Origin of the sequence: Paenibacillus jamilae (assembly GCF_050482105.1) — a bacterium.
Lineage (GTDB): Bacteria > Bacillota > Bacilli > Paenibacillales > Paenibacillaceae > Paenibacillus > Paenibacillus jamilae_B.
Genome location: NZ_JBCNHI010000024.1, coordinates 34,922 through 53,651 on the forward strand (window position 1 = coordinate 34,922; position 18,730 = coordinate 53,651).

22 protein-coding genes and 3 pseudogenes are annotated in these 18,730 nt (G+C 45.7%); 2 read left to right on the plus strand and 23 right to left on the minus strand.

The window, feature by feature from the left end:
- Positions 1–7: 7 nt before the first annotated feature.
- The gene (locus ABEW32_RS24005) at positions 8–349 is read left to right on the plus strand and encodes a GIY-YIG nuclease family protein (RefSeq protein WP_430192477.1); all 342 of its coding nucleotides are present in this window, start codon (positions 8–10) and stop codon (positions 347–349) included.
- A 2-nt stretch (positions 350–351) separates the two neighbouring features.
- Here the strand turns inward: ABEW32_RS24005 and ABEW32_RS24010 are convergent, their stop codons facing one another.
- From ABEW32_RS24010 to ABEW32_RS24065, 12 genes and pseudogenes are all read right to left on the minus strand, one after another.
- Positions 352–912 (minus strand): GNAT family N-acetyltransferase, encoded by a 561-nt coding sequence (locus ABEW32_RS24010; RefSeq protein WP_430192479.1) that lies wholly within the window; start codon positions 910–912, stop codon positions 352–354.
- 31 nt (positions 913–943) lie between these two features.
- Positions 944–1,501 carry a hypothetical protein gene (locus tag ABEW32_RS24015; RefSeq protein ID WP_430192481.1) on the minus strand — a complete coding sequence of 186 codons (558 nt, stop codon included), beginning with the start codon at positions 1,499–1,501 and terminating at the stop codon, positions 944–946.
- A gap of 280 nt (positions 1,502–1,781) precedes the next feature.
- Positions 1,782–2,726 (minus strand): class I SAM-dependent methyltransferase, encoded by a 945-nt coding sequence (locus tag ABEW32_RS24020; RefSeq protein ID WP_430192483.1) that lies wholly within the window; start codon positions 2,724–2,726, stop codon positions 1,782–1,784.
- Positions 2,727–2,837: 111 nt separating this feature from the next.
- Complete coding sequence (locus ABEW32_RS24025) at positions 2,838–4,049, minus strand: rhamnogalacturonan acetylesterase (protein ID WP_430192661.1); 1,212 nt, start codon at positions 4,047–4,049, stop codon at positions 2,838–2,840.
- 57 nt (positions 4,050–4,106) lie between these two features.
- Positions 4,107–4,588: pseudogene (locus tag ABEW32_RS24030) on the minus strand (ribosomal maturation YjgA family protein).
- Positions 4,589–4,778: 190 nt separating this feature from the next.
- Positions 4,779–5,366, minus strand: coding sequence for a GNAT family N-acetyltransferase (locus ABEW32_RS24035; RefSeq protein ID WP_430192485.1), 588 nt, complete (start codon positions 5,364–5,366; stop codon positions 4,779–4,781).
- Positions 5,363–6,076: an HAD family hydrolase gene (locus ABEW32_RS24040; RefSeq protein ID WP_430192487.1), complete on the minus strand. Its 714-nt coding sequence runs from the start codon at positions 6,074–6,076 to the stop codon at positions 5,363–5,365. The genes ABEW32_RS24035 and ABEW32_RS24040 overlap by 4 nt, the downstream gene beginning before the upstream one ends.
- A gap of 36 nt (positions 6,077–6,112) precedes the next feature.
- Complete coding sequence (locus ABEW32_RS24045; RefSeq protein WP_430192489.1) at positions 6,113–6,283, minus strand: hypothetical protein; 171 nt, start codon at positions 6,281–6,283, stop codon at positions 6,113–6,115.
- A gap of 55 nt (positions 6,284–6,338) precedes the next feature.
- Entirely contained in the window at positions 6,339–6,896 is a 558-nt protein-coding gene (locus ABEW32_RS24050) for an SMI1/KNR4 family protein (RefSeq protein ID WP_430192491.1), read from the minus strand.
- A 59-nt stretch (positions 6,897–6,955) separates the two neighbouring features.
- Positions 6,956–7,351 (minus strand): hypothetical protein, encoded by a 396-nt coding sequence (locus ABEW32_RS24055; protein ID WP_430192493.1) that lies wholly within the window; start codon positions 7,349–7,351, stop codon positions 6,956–6,958.
- 145 nt (positions 7,352–7,496) lie between these two features.
- Positions 7,497–8,582 carry a saccharopine dehydrogenase family protein gene (locus ABEW32_RS24060; protein ID WP_430192495.1) on the minus strand — a complete coding sequence of 362 codons (1,086 nt, stop codon included), beginning with the start codon at positions 8,580–8,582 and terminating at the stop codon, positions 7,497–7,499.
- Positions 8,569–9,384 (minus strand): class I SAM-dependent methyltransferase, encoded by an 816-nt coding sequence (locus ABEW32_RS24065; protein WP_430192497.1) that lies wholly within the window; start codon positions 9,382–9,384, stop codon positions 8,569–8,571. The genes ABEW32_RS24060 and ABEW32_RS24065 overlap by 14 nt, the downstream gene beginning before the upstream one ends.
- 175 nt (positions 9,385–9,559) lie before the next feature.
- Here ABEW32_RS24065 and ABEW32_RS24070 point away from each other — a divergent pair, with 175 nt between their 5' ends.
- Entirely contained in the window at positions 9,560–10,654 is a 1,095-nt protein-coding gene (locus tag ABEW32_RS24070; RefSeq protein ID WP_430192499.1) for a LuxR C-terminal-related transcriptional regulator, read from the plus strand.
- Positions 10,655–10,725: 71 nt separating this feature from the next.
- Here the strand turns inward: ABEW32_RS24070 and ABEW32_RS24075 are convergent, their stop codons facing one another.
- The 11 genes and pseudogenes from ABEW32_RS24075 to ABEW32_RS24125 all read right to left on the minus strand — a co-directional run bounded on the left by ABEW32_RS24075 (position 10,726) and on the right by ABEW32_RS24125 (position 18,728).
- A complete protein-coding gene (locus ABEW32_RS24075; RefSeq protein ID WP_430192501.1) occupies positions 10,726–10,905 on the minus strand; it encodes a hypothetical protein in 180 nt (59 codons plus the stop codon).
- 76 nt (positions 10,906–10,981) lie between these two features.
- Positions 10,982–11,983, minus strand: coding sequence for a diacylglycerol kinase catalytic domain-containing protein (locus ABEW32_RS24080; protein ID WP_430192503.1), 1,002 nt, complete (start codon positions 11,981–11,983; stop codon positions 10,982–10,984).
- The gene (locus ABEW32_RS24085) at positions 11,980–13,041 is read right to left on the minus strand and encodes an SPFH domain-containing protein (RefSeq protein ID WP_430192505.1); all 1,062 of its coding nucleotides are present in this window, start codon (positions 13,039–13,041) and stop codon (positions 11,980–11,982) included. Before ABEW32_RS24085 ends, ABEW32_RS24080 begins: the two co-directional genes overlap by 4 nt.
- 232 nt (positions 13,042–13,273) lie before the next feature.
- A pseudogene (locus ABEW32_RS24090) lies at positions 13,274–14,043 on the minus strand (alpha/beta hydrolase).
- A 117-nt stretch (positions 14,044–14,160) separates the two neighbouring features.
- Positions 14,161–14,376 (minus strand): annotated as a pseudogene (locus tag ABEW32_RS24095) (iron chelate uptake ABC transporter family permease subunit); the annotation flags it as partial.
- The gene (locus ABEW32_RS24100; protein WP_430192507.1) at positions 14,373–14,738 is read right to left on the minus strand and encodes a TroA family protein; all 366 of its coding nucleotides are present in this window, start codon (positions 14,736–14,738) and stop codon (positions 14,373–14,375) included. The pseudogene ABEW32_RS24095 and the gene ABEW32_RS24100, both read right to left, overlap by 4 nt.
- A gap of 182 nt (positions 14,739–14,920) precedes the next feature.
- A complete protein-coding gene (locus tag ABEW32_RS24105; RefSeq protein WP_430192509.1) occupies positions 14,921–15,589 on the minus strand; it encodes an HD domain-containing protein in 669 nt (222 codons plus the stop codon).
- A 45-nt stretch (positions 15,590–15,634) separates the two neighbouring features.
- Positions 15,635–16,363 carry a HEAT repeat domain-containing protein gene (locus tag ABEW32_RS24110; protein WP_430192511.1) on the minus strand — a complete coding sequence of 243 codons (729 nt, stop codon included), beginning with the start codon at positions 16,361–16,363 and terminating at the stop codon, positions 15,635–15,637.
- 200 nt (positions 16,364–16,563) lie between these two features.
- Complete coding sequence (locus tag ABEW32_RS24115; RefSeq protein ID WP_430192513.1) at positions 16,564–17,598, minus strand: NAD(P)/FAD-dependent oxidoreductase; 1,035 nt, start codon at positions 17,596–17,598, stop codon at positions 16,564–16,566.
- Positions 17,599–17,750: 152 nt separating this feature from the next.
- The gene (locus tag ABEW32_RS24120) at positions 17,751–18,254 is read right to left on the minus strand and encodes a DinB family protein (protein ID WP_430192515.1); all 504 of its coding nucleotides are present in this window, start codon (positions 18,252–18,254) and stop codon (positions 17,751–17,753) included.
- A 24-nt stretch (positions 18,255–18,278) separates the two neighbouring features.
- On the minus strand, positions 18,279–18,728 hold the full coding sequence (locus ABEW32_RS24125) for a hypothetical protein (protein WP_430192517.1): 450 nt from the start codon (positions 18,726–18,728) through the stop codon (positions 18,279–18,281).
- Between the last annotated feature and the right edge of the window lie 2 nt (positions 18,729–18,730).

Below are 18,730 nucleotides of genomic sequence, written 5' to 3' on the forward strand. Positions count from 1 at the left end.
TTGGACAATGGATCGAAGAAAAGAACTAGTTCAGCAATACATGGAGATGAAGACTGAGGCAGGAATCTATTGTATTCGCAATACACGTAATGGGAAAATTTTTGTCGCTTCCACGCCGAATTTAAAGTCGCTGAATGGACGGCGTTTTGAGCTGCAAATGGGTGGATTTAAGAACAAACCATTACAACAGGAATGGAATGAATATGGCGAAGATTCGTTTGAATTTGAAGTACTGGATGTATTAAAGAAAAAAGATTCGGAATTCTTTGATGTCAAAGATACACTGGCAAAGCTGGAGCAGACCTGGCTTGATCGGCTCCAGCCATACGGAGACAAAGGATATTTGTAAACTTACTGCTTTACGGGAAATTCCCTTCGGAGATAACCAAAAACAACAGCGTCAACAAACTGACTTTTTTCATAAAAGTAATCTCTCAGGTGACCCTCTTTAGTAAAGCCACTTTTAAGTAACAGCCGTCTGGAGCCTTCGTTATCTGGATCAATGAAGGCTTCTATACGGTGAACCTGCGGTAATTGAAAGCCATAATCCACGACCACCTTCATCGCTTCTGTCATCAGCCCTTGTTGCCAATATTCCGGTGCCAGCTCATAGCCGATTTCAATACGGGAGTGCTCCTTCTGCCAGTTATGAAATCCAATTGTACCCACGATCCGCTCAGGAGCTTCTTTTAACGTAATTCCCCAACGAAAGCCCGCTTGCTTCTCGTATCTGACTAGCATGGAACGAATAAATTTCTCTGCTTGTTCTACCTGCGTAAAAGTTTCCAAATCATAATATTTTGTGACCTCATCTCTGGAGAAATAGGTGAATATATCCTCCGCGTCTCCTAATGTAAGCTGTCTTAAAAGAAGTCGATCGGTTATCAAAACCGGAAACGTTTCCATTGTCATCGTTCATCTCCCCTTCACACCGAAGAACAACCTATTTAACCAACCACCAGCCGATCCCCACCATCACTCCATTGATGAGAAATAATGCGATACATGCTTTCCACTTGTTGATTTCACTTGTTTGAAAAAAGCCGGTCACGGTACTACGACACATAAAAAAAGTAAACAATAAATTCCAAATAATACGCATTCCATATTTAATGTAGTATAAAGCAGGGCTTAGGTGCACACCACCTAACGCTGGGGAGATGTCGGGAATAAACAGAATTGCACACGCATAACGCATGGTCTCATATGTAAAATAAAATATTGCCAGCCACCAAGCCCACTTCTTACCGAACAACATACCAATACCAGCAGCCGTTCCTGCCAAACCGAGCAATGCGATAAACCCTTGAAACATACCTCTGCACATGCCTAATAACGTAGAAGCCTCATTTAGTGCATTGAGCGTCAATAGCTGTGTCACCAACAGGAGCGCTCCATTAAAAATCAGTAAAATAGCTGAAATACTTACACCTAAAGGTCGCTCGAAAGCCACATTCGTTACATAATCTTCCACTTCTTTTTTTGTATACAGATCGGACACTTCTTCTACTCTCCTAACCCAATTATATACATCCATTTTGGGGCGGGTAATAACAGGTGTTCTCGCCTCATTTCCATATATCGGCTTTTAGGAAAATATGGTTTAATCTTCCCTGAAAAATTCCGTTATTTATAAAATAATCATTATTATTCAGGGCAATTATGCTATCATATCCACGTCATGAGAATCCTGATCATTAATAGAATCCCAAATAGAGTAATATCTATCCTTATACTACCATTCCAAGAGTGGATCTGACAAATGGTTGTATCCCTAGCACTTATGAATGTATACGCGTTATTTTCGTAGCTCTGTAACCTTCTGTAGACTGGATATACTCTACTTGATACCCCATTCGGGCATCCAAAAGCTCTTCCATAAACGGGAGGCACGGACTGTAAATAAAGCTTCCTCCTGGCCGAATGGCTCTAAGCAATTCCATATATTTACGAGCGTACTGCTGAATATTGCCGTCTGCCTTCAGATGATGATGTATAAAATGATTGGAGAATGCCATATGTGAAACGATCGTTCCCCATCTACTTTCTCCATAAGTAGTCTCTAACCAATCTCCTTGATTGATACAACCGTCTGTTTCAGCCAGCCGATCTGTTCCGTATGCCTCGATTCCAAAGGTACGTAAATAAGTAACCAACTGCGCCTTTGATCCGCAGCCAACATCTAGAACAGGCTCTTGCAAACGAGCAATGTCCAAGCCTAGCAGATTTGCTTGCAACTTCGGCGTATATTCCTCACAAGGTATCCAAAAGGTATACTCACTCTCTGCATATTTAGCAAACATTTCATGTCCATTGGTGCGGGTTAAAAAATCTCTCAAATGTCCATAATGCTGCTGAAGCAGTAAATCCAGAGTTGTTCCTGCTATAGATTTCTTTTGAAACAGATTTTCAATCCGGGTAAAGAATCGATCATACAGCTCCATAAGGTCCCTCACATGGTCTGTGTGAAAATGTATATACTGATTGGTATTTACAAACTGGGACAGTATTTTGGCCGCTACATCCTTCACAAAAACATGATACGTATGCTGGCGCTTCAGGCTTTGAAGCATAAGGACCAGTTCGGAGCTTCTCCGCGTCAGCCAATACGTCATTTCCGCTGAAGGCCCTAACAGTACAGAGCCCTCGCGCATATAAAATAAACTCCGATGCTGATTATGCAGGAGTTGACCGTTAATAAGATTATGAAGTTGAGCGATTGTCATTCTGCTTCCTCCTTAAGATCCAGAACATCAAAGCCCCACCCAAGCCTAAATTATACTGGGTTGGATAGGGCCGGCTTATTTTCTAGGTATAATGATTATGGAAACTCAGTGCTATTGCAGCTTCTCTACCTTTACATAAGAGGATAAAGGAATATTCAAGTCACGGACCCCTTGGGCTACCAAGCGGGCTATTTGCTCCGCACCGTACTCCTGAAAATGCGTATCATCCTTCACGCCGTCTGGAAATGCAGGATACGCACCTGGCTCCAAATGTAAAAATAATGGAAGTGTTCCTTCCAGGCCTAATGTATCATAGTAGGCTACACTCAATTGACTAAGATCGACCAATGCAACACCCGTCTCTGATGCGGTTTCCTTCATGGCCTGCACATATTCCGGGAAACTGATCCGAAACGATGCACTTGCTGCATCATAATCGCGGCGGCCTACAGGAGTAATTAGCACAGGTATCGCACCACGTTGGATGGCTCCTTGGATGTACGTTTTCAAGTAAACTTTGTAGTCGGCAGGTGAAACATAACGTTCCTGATTATTGATCGCGGCATCATTATGCCCAAACTGTATGAACAGGTAATCTCCTGGACGGATATTCCGTAAAATATCATCTAACCGTCCTTGAACCAAAAAGGTCCTCGTGCTTCGTCCACCAATAGAACGGTTCACAAAAATAGTCTCATCTGTAAAAAGTGGAGCAATCATTTGCCCCCAGCCCGCCTGAGGCTTCATCGAGGCTTTGTAAGTTTGAACCGTGGAATCTCCCGCAAGGTATACGGAAGGATGCTCTCCAGCCGTTCGAGCTTCCTTGGGTGTGATAACCAAGGCGTTGATCTTCGCTTCATCTCCCGAAAAATACAATTCAAGCTGACCGTCGATGAGTGCAAGCTCAAATCCAGCCTCGACAAATTGTCCTGCTGCTTTGACGGTAGGCTCTACTTTAACGATGGATTCGGCTTTAACCGTGATGTCCGTGTTTCCGGCAGTATCTCCGGCAATTAGAGAAAGCGTGTAATCCGCAGGTGGCAAATTGACGACAAATGATGAGCCTTGAACACGAACAAAATCTGAGCGTATAGCATCACTTCCACCACGGTTCTCTTCATTTACCTTGGTAAGATCGGTAAACCCATAACCACGCTCAGGCGTGTAAGCATCCTTGGCAGTGACCTGAGTGTAGCCGTCAGCTACATCCCCAGGGCCAAAATCAAAACGAAGAGGCGCCGCAAGCTGCTTTTCGGCTAATGCCTGCCCTGGAATAAGTATGGTTGCAAACAACAAGCTGAATCCTGCGCATAAACCAATCATCTTACCGAACAACCTGTGACGCTTTCCCTGTTTCAAGCGCAACCCTCGCTTCTCAGATTATTTGAGTGGTTTGTCATCGTCTAACGTCTATTGATCCTCGCCAGCCTTTGGTAGCCTTGGTCCAATGCCCAGGATATCACAATACCGACCGTGTACCTAATCAGATCCACAGTCAGAAACCCTTTGCCAAGCACTAGCCCGCCCAGGGTGGTCGCCCGGATGTGGTTAATCCAGGGAGCTTGGTACATTTGACTGAACTCAATAGCAAAGCAAAACAGCAAACTGCCCCACAGGGCTACAGACAACTGACGATTCACCCACAACATCCTCAGCCCAAAATAAATCATGCACGCCCACAAGGCATCCCCAAAGTGATTGACAACGAATGCGGGTAACCGGGTGGAGAAAGCCCGACTTCCCAAGCCCAACAAGATCATGAGCAGCACGGCAACCAGATACGCGGCGCGAGCCTTCCAGTTGAACTTTTCCTGTATTGCCTGATTAACTCCCTTACTGCTGCAATTATGAAGTTCTCTCATGCTAAACTACCTTTCCTAACACTGGAAATCCCCGCAATCCTTCTGAAAGCTTCGTCAATCCTTCTCTTGGGATAGCGCTTGCAAGATTGCTGAACCTTAAGCTGATGTCATATTGTATGCACACCAACTTGTCTGTATTTTTCGTCATATCATGAATCATAATAAGCCCCCAATATCATACTATCGCTTGCTAAAATTCAACACCACGCACCTTGGCAAAAACCATTTGGTGTGCCATGCATCCCTCTTCATCATACTCGATGTTTCTTAAAATTCCCTCCAATGTAAAACCTGCACGTTCTGCTACCTTGGCGCTGCGCGTGTTTCTGGAATCACAACGAATTTCCACCCGATTGGCATGCAAATGCTGTATGGCAAAATCCGTAATACCGTGCACAGCCTCGGTTATAATACCTTTTCCGGTCCATGATGTTCTGAGCCAATATCCAATTTCAAATCTTCGTGCATCCCAATCAATACGATGCAAACCGCTGCTGGCTACAAATTGTCCCGAAGCCGTATCAAATATATACAGCATCATGTCAGATCGATCCAGAAATTTAAGTCTGGCTTGGCGTGAACGGATCTCAGATTCCTCTACCGTAGGGAGATTTCTCGCAAAAGGAAGCCAGGGCCGCAACTCATGTACACTCTCTCTTATCGCCTCATTGACCGCAGCACCATCGCCCCATTGCGGAGCGCGTATGGTCAATCGCCCTGTCTGGAATTGTTCCGGGAACGATAATAGAATGGGATTCGGTTGCTGCTCCATACTCATGATGCTCCCTCCTCCATTTTCGATGGATAACTGAGACGATCCAGCCAGCCAGTGATTTCACGTAGGCTCTGAATCTGATGATCCGGTACAATGCCTGCTTCATTCCACGTCATAAAGCCTTCCAGCCAAATGGTATGCAATCCTGCACTTTGCGCACCCCGAATATCATTCGTCGGATGATCGCCTACATAGCAGGCATGACCAGGTTCGGCAATGTCCAACTCACGCAGTGCCAACTCGAAAATACGAGGATTAGGCTTCTCGACGTTGACTCCGCCCGATACAATAATGGAATCCACATAATCTCTCAGCATCACTCGGTCAATCTTCGCCTGCTGTGTACGGAGTGAACCGTTGGTAATCATACCAAGCTTCAAGCCCCGAGACCGCAGTTCGGACAGCACTTCCTTGGCTCCGTCCATCAAAACCGTAAACTTATGAAATTCACCATACCAAAAGCCCAGCATCTCCTGTACTGTCGTATCGGGATTTTTCAGTTTCAGGTCTGCATGCAGCTCCGTATACAGCTCCCTTTTATCCCGGTAACCGTCCTGATCTGCCAGACGTATTCGTTCAATGACCGCCGCACGGCTGGCTGGTTCTTCTGCCACAATAAATCGTTCTATAAACCGCTCCGTATATGCAGCAAATGCCTGTTTACGATGAATCAGTGTATTATCCAGATCAAAAATAATGGCTTCTATAGACATAACAAGCTCCTTTCTGTCCATAAAAATTTGTACTGATCAGCTCGAGACAAACTGGACAACACCGATCACAACAAGCAAGAAAAAAATAGACAAGAAAATGATGATCATGTACTTTAAGATTTTGCTGGAAGTCGACTTTTGTTCCAGTTTGGTCTCGATCTGGGTCAACCTTTCTTTGATTTCTTCCAAATCCTGCTCCAACTTCACCTTAGTCTCTCCTTCCTTTATCTCGACTCATTTAACTTCCTAACGATTCAGCGATTCAACTACATAAATCACTCCAAAAGCGAACTGTTTTTACGGTCTCAAAATCAATCTGTTCGTAAGTCTTCTCCCCAAATTCCAGCTTGAAATACTCCTGCAAACTTTCTCCATACACGATAATATCCGTTTGATACACTGAAAATACCGGATTTCCTTCTTCACATGGCTGTTCTGGGATATATCGGTGACCATAGACGGGGATCAGCTTGGGCACACGCAAAAACTCACGTTTACATGTATCAACGGCTTCTTCCACATCTGTTGGTCTTTCTCCCCATTCGGAAGGCCAGAATATATTCTGTTCTACATCAAAAATCATACCTTCGAGCGGCCAATTCAGCCTTTGCCGAATGACACCCATTCGCTGTGGTGACGTATCTCTCCAAGGGATAAAACTTTTACCGATTGGAAGAACGCTCATCAGCAACTCTCTCAAATCGGGCGGAAAGTGTATACCATACCTATCTTCAACTTCAGTAATCTCCTCAGTGGATAAGCCTGGGGTTAAGGTTACATCGTCTTCACGTAATAAATCGATAATATAAGCGACATCCATCTTCGATTGAACACCTCTATTCGCTGTCTGATTGCACCTTCTGATTGAATTCTAGCAGCTTAGTCGAGCGGATTGGTCAAGAGGCCTACCAGACTTGTAACTTCAACTTCACCGACTCGGCGTGGGCCTTCCATAAAATATCCCCTGGTTCCTACATGTATCCGGTGTCGGTGTACCTTTTCCCTCATTTCTCCAAACAAAATCCACATTCTTGCCTGACCTTCCCGGTGAATCGGGTGCCTGGTATCCATGATCAATTGACCCTCTTCATCTTCAAACTCAGGATGTATTGCATAAATTCCCGTTGTTGTAATATCGTCGCCCTCATAGGAAAAATCGCAGCGATAACCCTGAATAGGCAGTTGTTTCCTGCCTCCTTCTTCCGGTGTGTAAAATCGATATTTTACTATAAAATCGTGCGGATGCTGCCTACTATGTTCATAGGGATTCCACATTTCATATCATCCCCTCTGGTCTTTCCCAGAAATATGTACTTCCTTCTAGTGTAATCCAATAGGAAAAGAAATCCAAGACCTATCCGCAAGGCGTTGCTGAATAAGCTTGGATGATATGAGAATCTTTTTTCAGAATATATGACTTTTATACTTGCTGTCCGTTCACCTGAATATCTACGTCCACCTGCTGTCCCAGCCAAGCCCGCATGCGATCCCACGAAAAAACCTGCTCCATGTGAAAAACACCATATGGAAGTTCTGAGCGATACAGAGCAAGCGCTGCAAAGACGGCAGCTTTAGCAGTTAAATCAGACTGATGATGTCCCCTTAGCCTGCATTCGACCCTCGTCTCCTTGCCATTGAGAGTTCCTTGGGCGTCTACCTTGACCGCTACAGCATTTCCTCCAAAGTGCACCTTGCCAAAGCTGCGAACTACTGCCTCACGAACCGTTGGCTTTCGGAGCAGACCGGATATCCCTATCGTCCGCAGCCCTGCCAGAAGTCTGGTGGTTAAGCGCGAATCAAAACACAGGCTTGTGCTGACCGTAGGAACATCGAGTGTACGTGGAAGTGTCTGCTGATCCGAAAAAGGAAACCGATACGCCCGATGCCGCCCTATCCCCGCACCAAAGTCTACCACTATGCCGTCGGTAAAACTTCTTCGAGTCACTGGACGTCCTTGTTCTACAACTTCCAGGTCGGTATAAATCTGATCTACGGTCCACTCAATCGCAGCCTGACCGTGTCGATCACCCAAGCCCAGCATCAATGATATGTTCAATTCATCCGTTTGATTCATGAGCTGTGTTGCTTGCAATGCCAATAGATTAGTTAGCCCTGGAGCTAATCCTACACTCAACAGCGCTGTGGCCTGATAAGCTCGGGCCTCCTGATGAGACTGCTCCACCTGAACCAAAAAGTCCGCATTCGCAGTAATATCCATGTAATGCACCCCATGCTGAAGACAGGTACGTACCAAGGCTGTATTGTCCTGATCCAGACACATAATAATCATTTTGGTTTGCTTTAATATCGAAGGGTCCATCGGCTCATGAATATTAAGTTGTAAGGGTCGTATCTTACCATTCGATTGTTGGCTGAATGCAGTGGCACGTTCCAGACTGCGGCCTGCGGCAAATACCTTGCCGGGGAACATCTCACTTAATTCCGTACATACAATTTTCCCAACATGGCCATACCCGCCAATAATGATGATGTTATCCTTTGTCATAAGCCATCTCTCCCCCTTTAACCGCAAACCATGCATTTACTAAAAAAGCACCATAATACCGAGTGATGTGGGTAAAGCCTGCATCTATCAACAGCTTCTGTATTGCCGCATTGGACACCGGATTTGACTCGCGACCGATGGAAGCAGCGAATCTCTCCCAATCCTCCAGTGAAATGCCCTGACTCAGCATATGACCTTTCCACGCCTGCATTTGAAGTGAAAAAGAAGACTCCTGTGGATTCCCATTAATAGATGCTAGGCAAAAAGGTGCACCTGGCTTGAGTCGAGCGGATATCTGGCGTAGCAATGCCTGTTTACTCTCCAAGCTCTGAAGAAAATGAAGCACCAGCAGGCAGGTAGCAGCATCATAGACTGCTTCTCTACATGACTCTTTGCCATGCTTTTCGAGCTGTTCTTCAGGCTGTTCTCCAGACAACTCTTCCAACGTACCTGCAACAAATGATATTTTTGAACTGATACCCGCTTGGGACACACGCTGACGCGCCAAATCCAGCATGTGCGCAGAGGGATCAACTGCCGTAAAGGACCATGCCCGATGCCGCCCTCCGAGCGTAATCAATTCCTGACCGCCCCCAGCTCCGACAATGAGCACATTCGGGTCGATCTTTCGGGTATGAGCCTGTGCTGCAAGCTGTGCGGTTATCAAACAATCTGTCATCTCATACAGATGGGCATATCCTGGTATTTTTAAAGCAATCGTATCCGCGTATTTATGCACATTCGGATGATTCCAGCTCATCGGTTGATTTGAGGCGGTATTTCCAATATGAGGTTGTTGCATATATGCTCTCCTCCAAACATTTAGCCTTGATCTTCAGCAACCATTCGTTTATTGTAGATTTAATTAAGAATCATTCTCAATTATAAAGACAATACGAATATCCACCATCCCATAAATGTGGGATTTAAAAAGACGCGCTTTGAAGAATCTCCAGCTTTCACGATAGGAGTACAGGATGAACGCACATCATACACCACTTGCACAGCTTAAGAATGATCAACAACCAATCATGGAAATGGGAAATAAATCACCCTCATCTCCTACATACAAGCACACGCTAATCGACCGCTTGCGTACTCAGATTTCTTTTGATGCGGCATGCTGTACCTCAGTAGATCCGCGAACGCTGCTTTCCACGGGTGCATTTACGGAGTCGGGTGTAGAGGACATTCATAGCAAACTACTCGAATACGAATATCTGCACGAAGATATTATGAAATACGATCAATTGGTGCGAGAAGGGCAGTCCATCGCAACACTTTATGAGTCTACACAAGGCCAACCGGATCGAAGTACACGTTTTAGAGATGTTTTGCAGCCCGCTGGATTCGGGGATGAGCTGCGGGTTCCATTTATGTACAAAGGGAGCTGCTGGGGATTTCTTACGTTGTTTCGCCACCATGGAAAGCCTGTATTCAGCACGGAAGAGCAACAACTGCTTGAAGCGTTAGCACCGCCCATAGCCTACCATCTGCGTCAAACCAGTGTCGGTGTATCTCCAGCCCCCGCTATGGCTATGGAACATGAACTTGAGCCAGGTGTTCTGACGCTTTCCACCCAACTAGAACCCCTCTCGTCCAATATAGTAGCAGAACAGTGGCTAAAGCTGCTTCGGCAGCAGGAAGGAATCCATGAGGACGAGTTGCCGGCCTCTGTTCGGGCGGTAAGCTTGCGAGCGCTATCCACTTCTACTGCACCAGCCAGACTATGTATCCCTTCCGCAGACGCTGGAACTCCTTGGGTCACCGTCAGAGCTACTCTCCTGCAAGGCGGACGTGAGCATACGGGCGAGAAGCAGCTGGCTGTATGGTTTGAGCCTGCTAAAGCAACCGACATGTTGCCGCTCATGGCTGAGATCTACTCATGGACTGAACGAGAGAGACAGCTTGTCCGGCTCATTATTCAAGGCTTTTCTACCAAGGAGCTGGCAACTGCACTTCATATTACGGCCTACACAGTGCAGGATCATCTGAAAGCCATTTTCTTGAAAACAGAGGTAAGCAGCCGCCGCGAGCTAGTATGGAAGGTATATTCCAGATTCAATTCATAGGTAAAAAAGACAGATGATCCTGAACCGGATCATCTGTCTTTGCATCACTGCTCTATTAAGACACAAGAGTCTTATTTCTGGGAAGAGGAGTTTGTATCGTCGTATGATACTGGTGCGGGCTTCGCAATCCATTCATCAGCCTCAGGCTCGATATCCACGCCGTTGTCCAGCTTCGTCTTCTCCATCAAGGAATCTCCGTCCTCGTTCTTCTTGTTGCGGATTTTCGCTTCGTCTTGAGTATGGTCGCTCATGTTGATTCCTCCTTTTTAATTTCATCTGTTGGTTGTACCTTACTCATAATTACCCATTGCTGTCCTGTACAAACCTCTACACGACCAGATGACCTTTTTTCTCCGCCGGTCCAATGGTTGCCTCAATGCCAGCATTAAACTCCAGAAAGTCGCTTTCTACTCCATCACTAAAAATAACTCCATTCTCCGGCATCTGCGAAGCAATGCGCAGCGGTCTTTCAACAGCCACCTGCCCAAACACCATCTCCGCAGTAGTCGTCCGACTGGGGAATGGTTCTCTCACTGTAAAATAAAGCGAGGGCGAGCTCCAGGTTGCACGATGATCATGCCCCATTCCTTCTACTGTCACTTCCTGGCTGAAAGCAGCATCTGACATCAGGTGATCTGGAGTCAGCGAAACCGGGTGCCGTGTAGCACTGCCGACAATTCCGGCGGCTCCAGCCAGCACACTGGTCAGCCAACCCGTCGCCCCCAGTCCCGTGGAAACGATAATACCGCTGGACGATTGCTGCTCTACCTGTTCCTCCAATCTCAGCTCATATCTTGCAGAAACATGAGTTTTGCGTCCGATGAACAAATCATTCACGGCATATATGGATTGACCATCATTTAGTTGGGCCTTAGCCAGCGTAACCTCCTTAATCGGCCGTTTGTGCACGAACACATCCGGCACCACCCAGCGCAGATCGGATACAGTAAACGGCAGCAATACTCCGTCCCAGCGCATCGGATCTGGATTCACTCCAATTAGCGGCTGCTCGCTCAAATATTTTAAGGTGTTGGCTACCAGCCCGTCCTGACCCAGCACCACTACCGTATCCTGCTCACCAAAAATAAAGTTCGGCACATGCTCCCGCTCCACAATTTGGACACGTCCCAAAGCCGACAACTCGGACGTTGCCGTTGCCACCGCCCTGCGGTAATTTTCATCCTCCAGCACATAATCGCTGAAATCTGCACCCAGCCGTTCCATAAAGAAGCGAGCCTGCTGCACCGTATTGTAGCGGACAATCAGTTCCTCCAGTCGCGTTTTACGCTTCACCAAAATAATCTTCTGCTCTGTCATTCGGCTGCTCATCGTGCTCTTCCTCCAGACCCTCTCGATCCTGCTGATCCGTTTGTTCCCGCATCTGACATGAGACCTTGCAGCAGATCCGGTGTAATATTCAGTTGACCGATTTTCCCTGCATTTTCTGCGAGCTCCTGAAAGGCGATCGCAATCAGCTTATCCGGGCTCATATCCATGTTGGCCATAGCTTGAAGTACGTTGGGCTCGACATCCTGTAACGATTTCATCACCGCTGTTAGCTCATAGGCCTTGGCATCGGCTTCCGCCTTTTTATTCGTTACGGTCAGCTCAATCAGTTCACGCTTTTTCTCCTCCAAAGCTGTGTCAAACCGCAGCTGCTCTTCCTTCATCTCACTTTGCTTTTGCTTTACGGAACGCTCGGCATCCAGTTGGGTTTCGCGAATCTGTCTTTTTTTCGTCTCCACCGCAATTTCAGTATTCAGCTCATTTTCCTTCACACGCCGCTCCTGCTCAATAGATGCGTTACGACGCTCATACAAAGCGTGATCCGCACTGCGAAGAATTTCCTCTCTCGCCTGCGCCTCCAGCGCTCTCATCGTCTCCTTATTTGGTAAAACCGCCAAAATGGACAGCCCCATGACCTCAATGCCCAGTTTCTCCATTTCAGTATGTTGAGCAATATCCTTCGTCATGTTTTGGGCCAGGCGCTCACTGGACTGAACCGCTTCTTTGAGTGGGACCCGTTCCAAATACTTTTTGGTAAGCACCTTGGCGATGTTAATTACCCGTTGGGCCAGCTTGCTGGGATCGTCTGAAATGTAACGCCGTTCCTTCAAATCATACGTATAGTTTAAAATCTGCGTCGTTCTGCGGTAATCCACAATCCGATAAGTCAGTTGCCCCTGCACGGTTACCGCCTGGAAATCATTCGTCATATCCTCAAACATGAACGGTACATCAATGGAAGATACCGGCACGACGACAACCGAGGTAGTCGGAGCATAGTAATAAAAAGATAACCCCACACCCTCTCGAACCACCTTCCCGTTCTTCACCTTCATGACATACTCACTGGGCTGAAATTTAACAAAATTAAATCCAAACATCGTCGCTTCCTCGCTTTCTTTAGAGTGTTCATTTTTATTATTTCTTAATTGTTATTATCATTTTGTTATTAACAATAAAATAACATAGATAATCCATAATATCAATATGACATTTACAAAAAAAATAAAGGCCGCTTCCTCTCCGATACGCTCGGTTAAAGGAAACAGCCTCAGATTTCTTGCAATTTATTTTATGAGAGCACTTTCAAAAATTTTATACCTAACTGCATATTTACATAGAATCAGCAGCAAAACGAACCGCTCTGCTAACCAAGACCGGCAGCACAGATATATGACCTTCGTCTGCAAACTCCTGGAACTCTACGTGTAGTCCAGATCGTCCCTAGACGTTAAACGTGCAGCTAAGTCCCTGGCCTTTTCCTGCATCCCACTAAAATGTCTGGCCTCTAACTCCCCTACAGCAATCAGCAGCTTTTTATTCCAATGCTTCTGCGCAATGGAAGCTACAAACTGTTTCTCTTCATCCATAATAACTTGTCCGCCCCAGTGTATTGATGGGCTTCCCGCCACATACACCTGAAAAGAGTCTGGTCTTGTAAACAGGCTATGTAATACGAACAGCCCTCCAAGCGAATGTCCGAAGATCGTCTGTCGGTTGCGGTCGATCGGAAAATCACGCTCGATCATTGGCTTAAGCTCATCTCCGATAAATGACAAGAAATGCTCGGCGCCCCCGCTTTCTTTGTAGGCATCTTCATTTGGCTTTACTGGAAGCTCCACAGCCGTTCCAGGCAGTGTAAGATCGTAATATCGTGAAGGATGAAAGGGAGCCTCTGTTGGATAGCCTATTCCTACAATGATAGCTGGAACAACCCCCGTTTTGTCAGGTCGTCTGCCCTGAACGCGTACCGCTTCCACCATGGTTCCAAAAACAGAATTGACATCCAGCACATAAATAATGGGATAACCGGATACAGGAGGTTCCTCTGCAGGGATGGCAATATAAATATGATACTCGCGGTTCTCAGCCTGCGAGTACATCACTCGATGCTGACTGCGAGGAACGTATACGGCTCCGTGAGCATCATTGGAATGGTAAGCCTGCGTAAATAGATCTTTGATGGGAACAACCTCCTATAGAACCTGAATTCAATGAAATTAGGCCGTTTTTTTCATAAGCAAGACTACAAAATAAGGGACCCCGATCACCGCAATAATCAGTCCAACAGGAATTTCAGCAGGCGCAGCCACCGTTTTGGCAATAAAATCAGATAACAGCACCAGTACCATACCGCATACGGGAATCACAAGACGATGATGAAGGCCGACAAGTCTTCTGGCGATATGAGGAGACAATAAGCCTACAAAGCCTAGATCGTTTCAGCGCTAGGCTGCATTCGGTCACCAACGTCTGCGGCTCCTTCCATTGCTTTTTCCATGAACTCAGGGAACTTCCCACCCGAAGTAACCGCCCCAGTTGGTTTCACTCCCAGGACAGCTGCATCTTCCATCGCTTCCAGACTAGCTATAATAATATGATCCGTCTTGGCCAGCTTATAAGTCTTATCTAGATATGTAATCGTCTTGGCACTTTCTCCGTCAGAAACAGATGTTTGTGTCGATGCATTGGTATTCTTTTGAGCTGAGCTATCCACCTCCTGCACCTTTCCACCACATGCCGTCAACAGCAAACTTGCCGATAATAAGGTGCACATCCATACTGCAAACTTCTTCATGATCTAAAAGACTCCCCTCTACCTACTTGAATTTACAGATAATAATAATCATTATCATTGATAACTATTATCAATAGTAGGGAGAGAAATCGGCGTATTGCAATATTTTTTCTAATATTTATTAAAAAGATAGCTTGCTTACCCTGGAATTATTGCAATGAGGAGGCATCAGCCTCCCCTGTCTATTGGATATCAATCACATTCCATTCTTTATAGAACTGCTCCAAATACATTTCCATCCATTGATGCCGAACCTCCGCCAGCTCTCGGGCATAAGGGGTATTCATTAAATCCTTGAGCTTGAGCAGCTTTTCGTAAAAATGATATATGGCACTTTTACCTGCGGCGCGATAATCATACTGTGAATAGTCTTGATCCGGCTCGTGCATGATACTGCCTTTTGAGCCTGCATACATAAAAGTTCTTGCAATCCCAATCGCGCCCAGTGCATCCAATCGATCTGCATCCTGTACAACCTGACCTTCGAGCGTTTCCATAGGCGGATTTTGTCCACCATTATAGGACATTGTAGCAATAATAGTCATCACGTGTGTGATCACATCCGCATCGTTTACATGCTGATGCAGCCAATACTCAACTTTATCCAGCCCTGCTTGTTTGGATTCATTTAATTTTTCATCTGCTACATCATGCAGCAGTGCTGCCAGCTCGCACACGAACGGATCTGCGCCTTCTTTTGCAGCAATTTCAACAGACAGCTTCCTCACCCGGTCAATATGCCACCAATCATGACCACTGTGGTCATGCTCCAACTGCTGCTGTACATACGGCTCTGCCTTTTGAATAATATCTTGCATAATTGCTTCCTGCTGCTCTGTTCGTCTCTTCATAAGTCACCTTTCAAATCCCGTCCATATTTGCTATGTGAGGTTGGTTTATTTTTTTATATGCATGTCCATTTGCTTAGCGCGAATCATCGAGAGCGCCTTACGGGCTGCCAGCTTTCCATTTGGGCTTCCCTGCTTCACTACTTCTTTTAATAATTCAGTCGCTGGTTCATACCCATGATACCCCAATAGAATACATGCACGTTCCTGTACATACATATCTTCATCATCTACATAGGGAAGCAATGAATCCACCTCACTGACAGGTGTAATCGCCATTAAGCTGTAAAGAAGCTGGCACCTCACATCATCCTCCATTGATGAATCCTTTTCCAGTATAGCCTGCATTTCATGCATACAGCGAATATCTTCTGCTAGTTGTTCAGTGCTTATGTCGTTGTCAGACGGGTAATCCTTACGCAGCTGTTCCCAATCCAGCTCTGGGTTTTGCTCCAACTCTGCAATCAGCGAAGCTGTACTTCGGTACATCGGTGACAAATCTGTTTCCTTGTGATTGATGTAACATAATTTATATGCTAGTGGCCCCTCTACATATAGACCTACATAATTAGAATGATCATCGGTCCATAGCGGGATGATATGTTTGAACACCTCGATCTGCGTCATCCACTCGATACTCTCGGCAAGCTCCTGTTCACTTAGCAATCGTAGCTGAACCTGCCGCCCTTCCTGCTTCTTACGATGGATGAGTAAAGCTTCCAGCATATCATCAGGCAGATCAATCGCTTGGCGTTCAAGCACCTCTTGTAAGCTCATTTTTCCACGCTCCTAATCTTTTCTACTCCAAATCTATTTATCTAGGTCCCGAAAAGGACAGGCTATCTTCATTGTATTCTATAAGTGTGTATAGCATCCAACCTCTAGCATCAGAAATCAGTAACCTAACAAAAAAAGAACCTCCAATACCACATCAGCTGTAGTTAACGGAAGTTCTTTTTTAAACTGATTCCCTTATTTTATTCCACGACACCCAGCTCGCGGTTTTTTTCCTTGAAGCGGCTATTGTGAGAAGATACATATGCGGCTTTATCAGCTGTCGGATCAATGTACAGCTTGGCGCTGTTGAGGGCAAGAGCAGCATCTGTGAACGTACCTGCAATTAGATACAGCTTGCTTCCATACTCGACAAAATCGCCTGCAGCAAAAATCCCCGGTAGATTCGTTTCCAACTTGTCACTCACTCGGGCATGCCACTCTCCCATATCCAGTCCCCAATCTCGTAGCGGGCCGAAATCGGATTTTAGGCCATGATTTACGATAACCGCATCAACATTCAGCATCTCTGTTTCGCCCGTATCTATATGATTGATCGTCACCTGCTCAATCGTCTCTCCATTGTTGCTATGTAACTGACTTACCGCATAAGGTGTGAGAACACGGACCGAAGAGGACTTCATACGGGCTACATTTTTCTCATGTCCGCCAAAATGATCCCGACGATGTACAACTGCCACACTCGCCGCAATAGATTCCAGCTCATTCGCCCAATCTACCGCCGAGTTGCCTCCACCGGAAATCAGGACATGCTTATCCCGGAACGGCTCCAGCTCTTGTACGGTATAGTGCAGGTTTGTAACCTCATAACGGTCAGCGCCTTCAATCTCCAGCTTAGCCATTTTGAGAATACCATAACCTACAGCCAGAACGATCGTACGCGTCCAATGCTGTTCCCCTGTGGCAGAAGTCAGCAGGAACGTACCATCTTCTTGCCGATCCATACCCGTAATCTGTTGTCCCAATACAATGGTTGGCTCGAACGTTCGTGCCTGCTGCTCCAGCTGGTCAATCAGCTTTTCACATAAAATCGGGGTTACCCCTCCAACATCCCATATCATCTTCTCCGGGTATATGCGCATCCGTCCGCCTAGCTCATGCTTGGCTTCGATCAGCTTGGTTTTCATATCTCTCATGCCACTATAAAACGCAGTATACATACCGGCCGGACCGCCGCCGATGATCGTTACATCATATAATTCCAAGGACTCTGTCACTCTGCAACTCTCCCTATCATAGCGTATTATGTCTGCTTCTATTATAAGTGATAATAATTATCAATATCAATTAAGAAATAAAAACATATCTGTGACAGAGGTATTTGTGACTTTGGAACTACGTTTATACAGTTATTTGGCTACTGCTTTCGTTAATCTTGCGTATTAGGCAGGAAGTGCTGCACTATTGCACGCAATGCTTTTTCATTCAGCCCAGTCTGTACAAATTGAAAACGGTGGCCTGCCAGTCTCTGAACTCGATCTATGATCTGCCCCAGATGATAAGCTGTATGCTCCACCACATGGTAAACGTCATACATATTGATATCGCCTGTGTTGTCCAATGCTGTACAGAAGGAAGAAAAAGCATCTTCAACTTCATCCATAAGCTGTTCTTTGTTTTGCACTGAAGGCCTGAAGCTATCCTCCATCCCTTGCTTGTATGTAATCGTCGGGTTCATGAGTTTGACTGCATTTCTACGCACATGCACCATTATATGGTGGACAATTCCTCCAATACTGTTCTGTTCCGCTTCACCAGTGCCCCATAACATTTGTTCATCCAGCAGCTTGATGCATGCCCGCAGCTTAACCAAGTATTGATCGTACATTCTGTGCTTGGATATGATCTTAAATTCATGCATGGAAGAATTCATATGTTCATTTTCTCCTTTATCTTTTCAGGTGTATTTTTTGAAAAAGTCACTTCCGTGGATCATCCAATATCGTTCAGCAGGAGGGACCTCTTCCAAAAAGTTCTGATATTCCCCTTTCCATCCCACCGGGACATAGTGTTCGAAAGAAGCTGGCTCTGGAAATAGAGAGTAGAGAACTTTCTGGTCAAAATCAACATACAAAGCAGGACAGAATTCCAACACTTCATCCTTATGCTGGATTGCATCATCTAGCATTTGGAGCATTGTAGTGAGTTCTCCCGCAGCTACTTTATATTCACAGATGTGATCCAAAAATGCTCCCGCTGTGGTCTCATCCAAAATAGCGATGCCAAACCGTTCCTCCATCTCGGTATTCAAAAACCAATACTCTCTTTCCGTCACATACCAATTCCATTGTCCCTGAAACATGACACCGACAATGATATTTTGCGCATATTCAGGCCATATTTTCATGA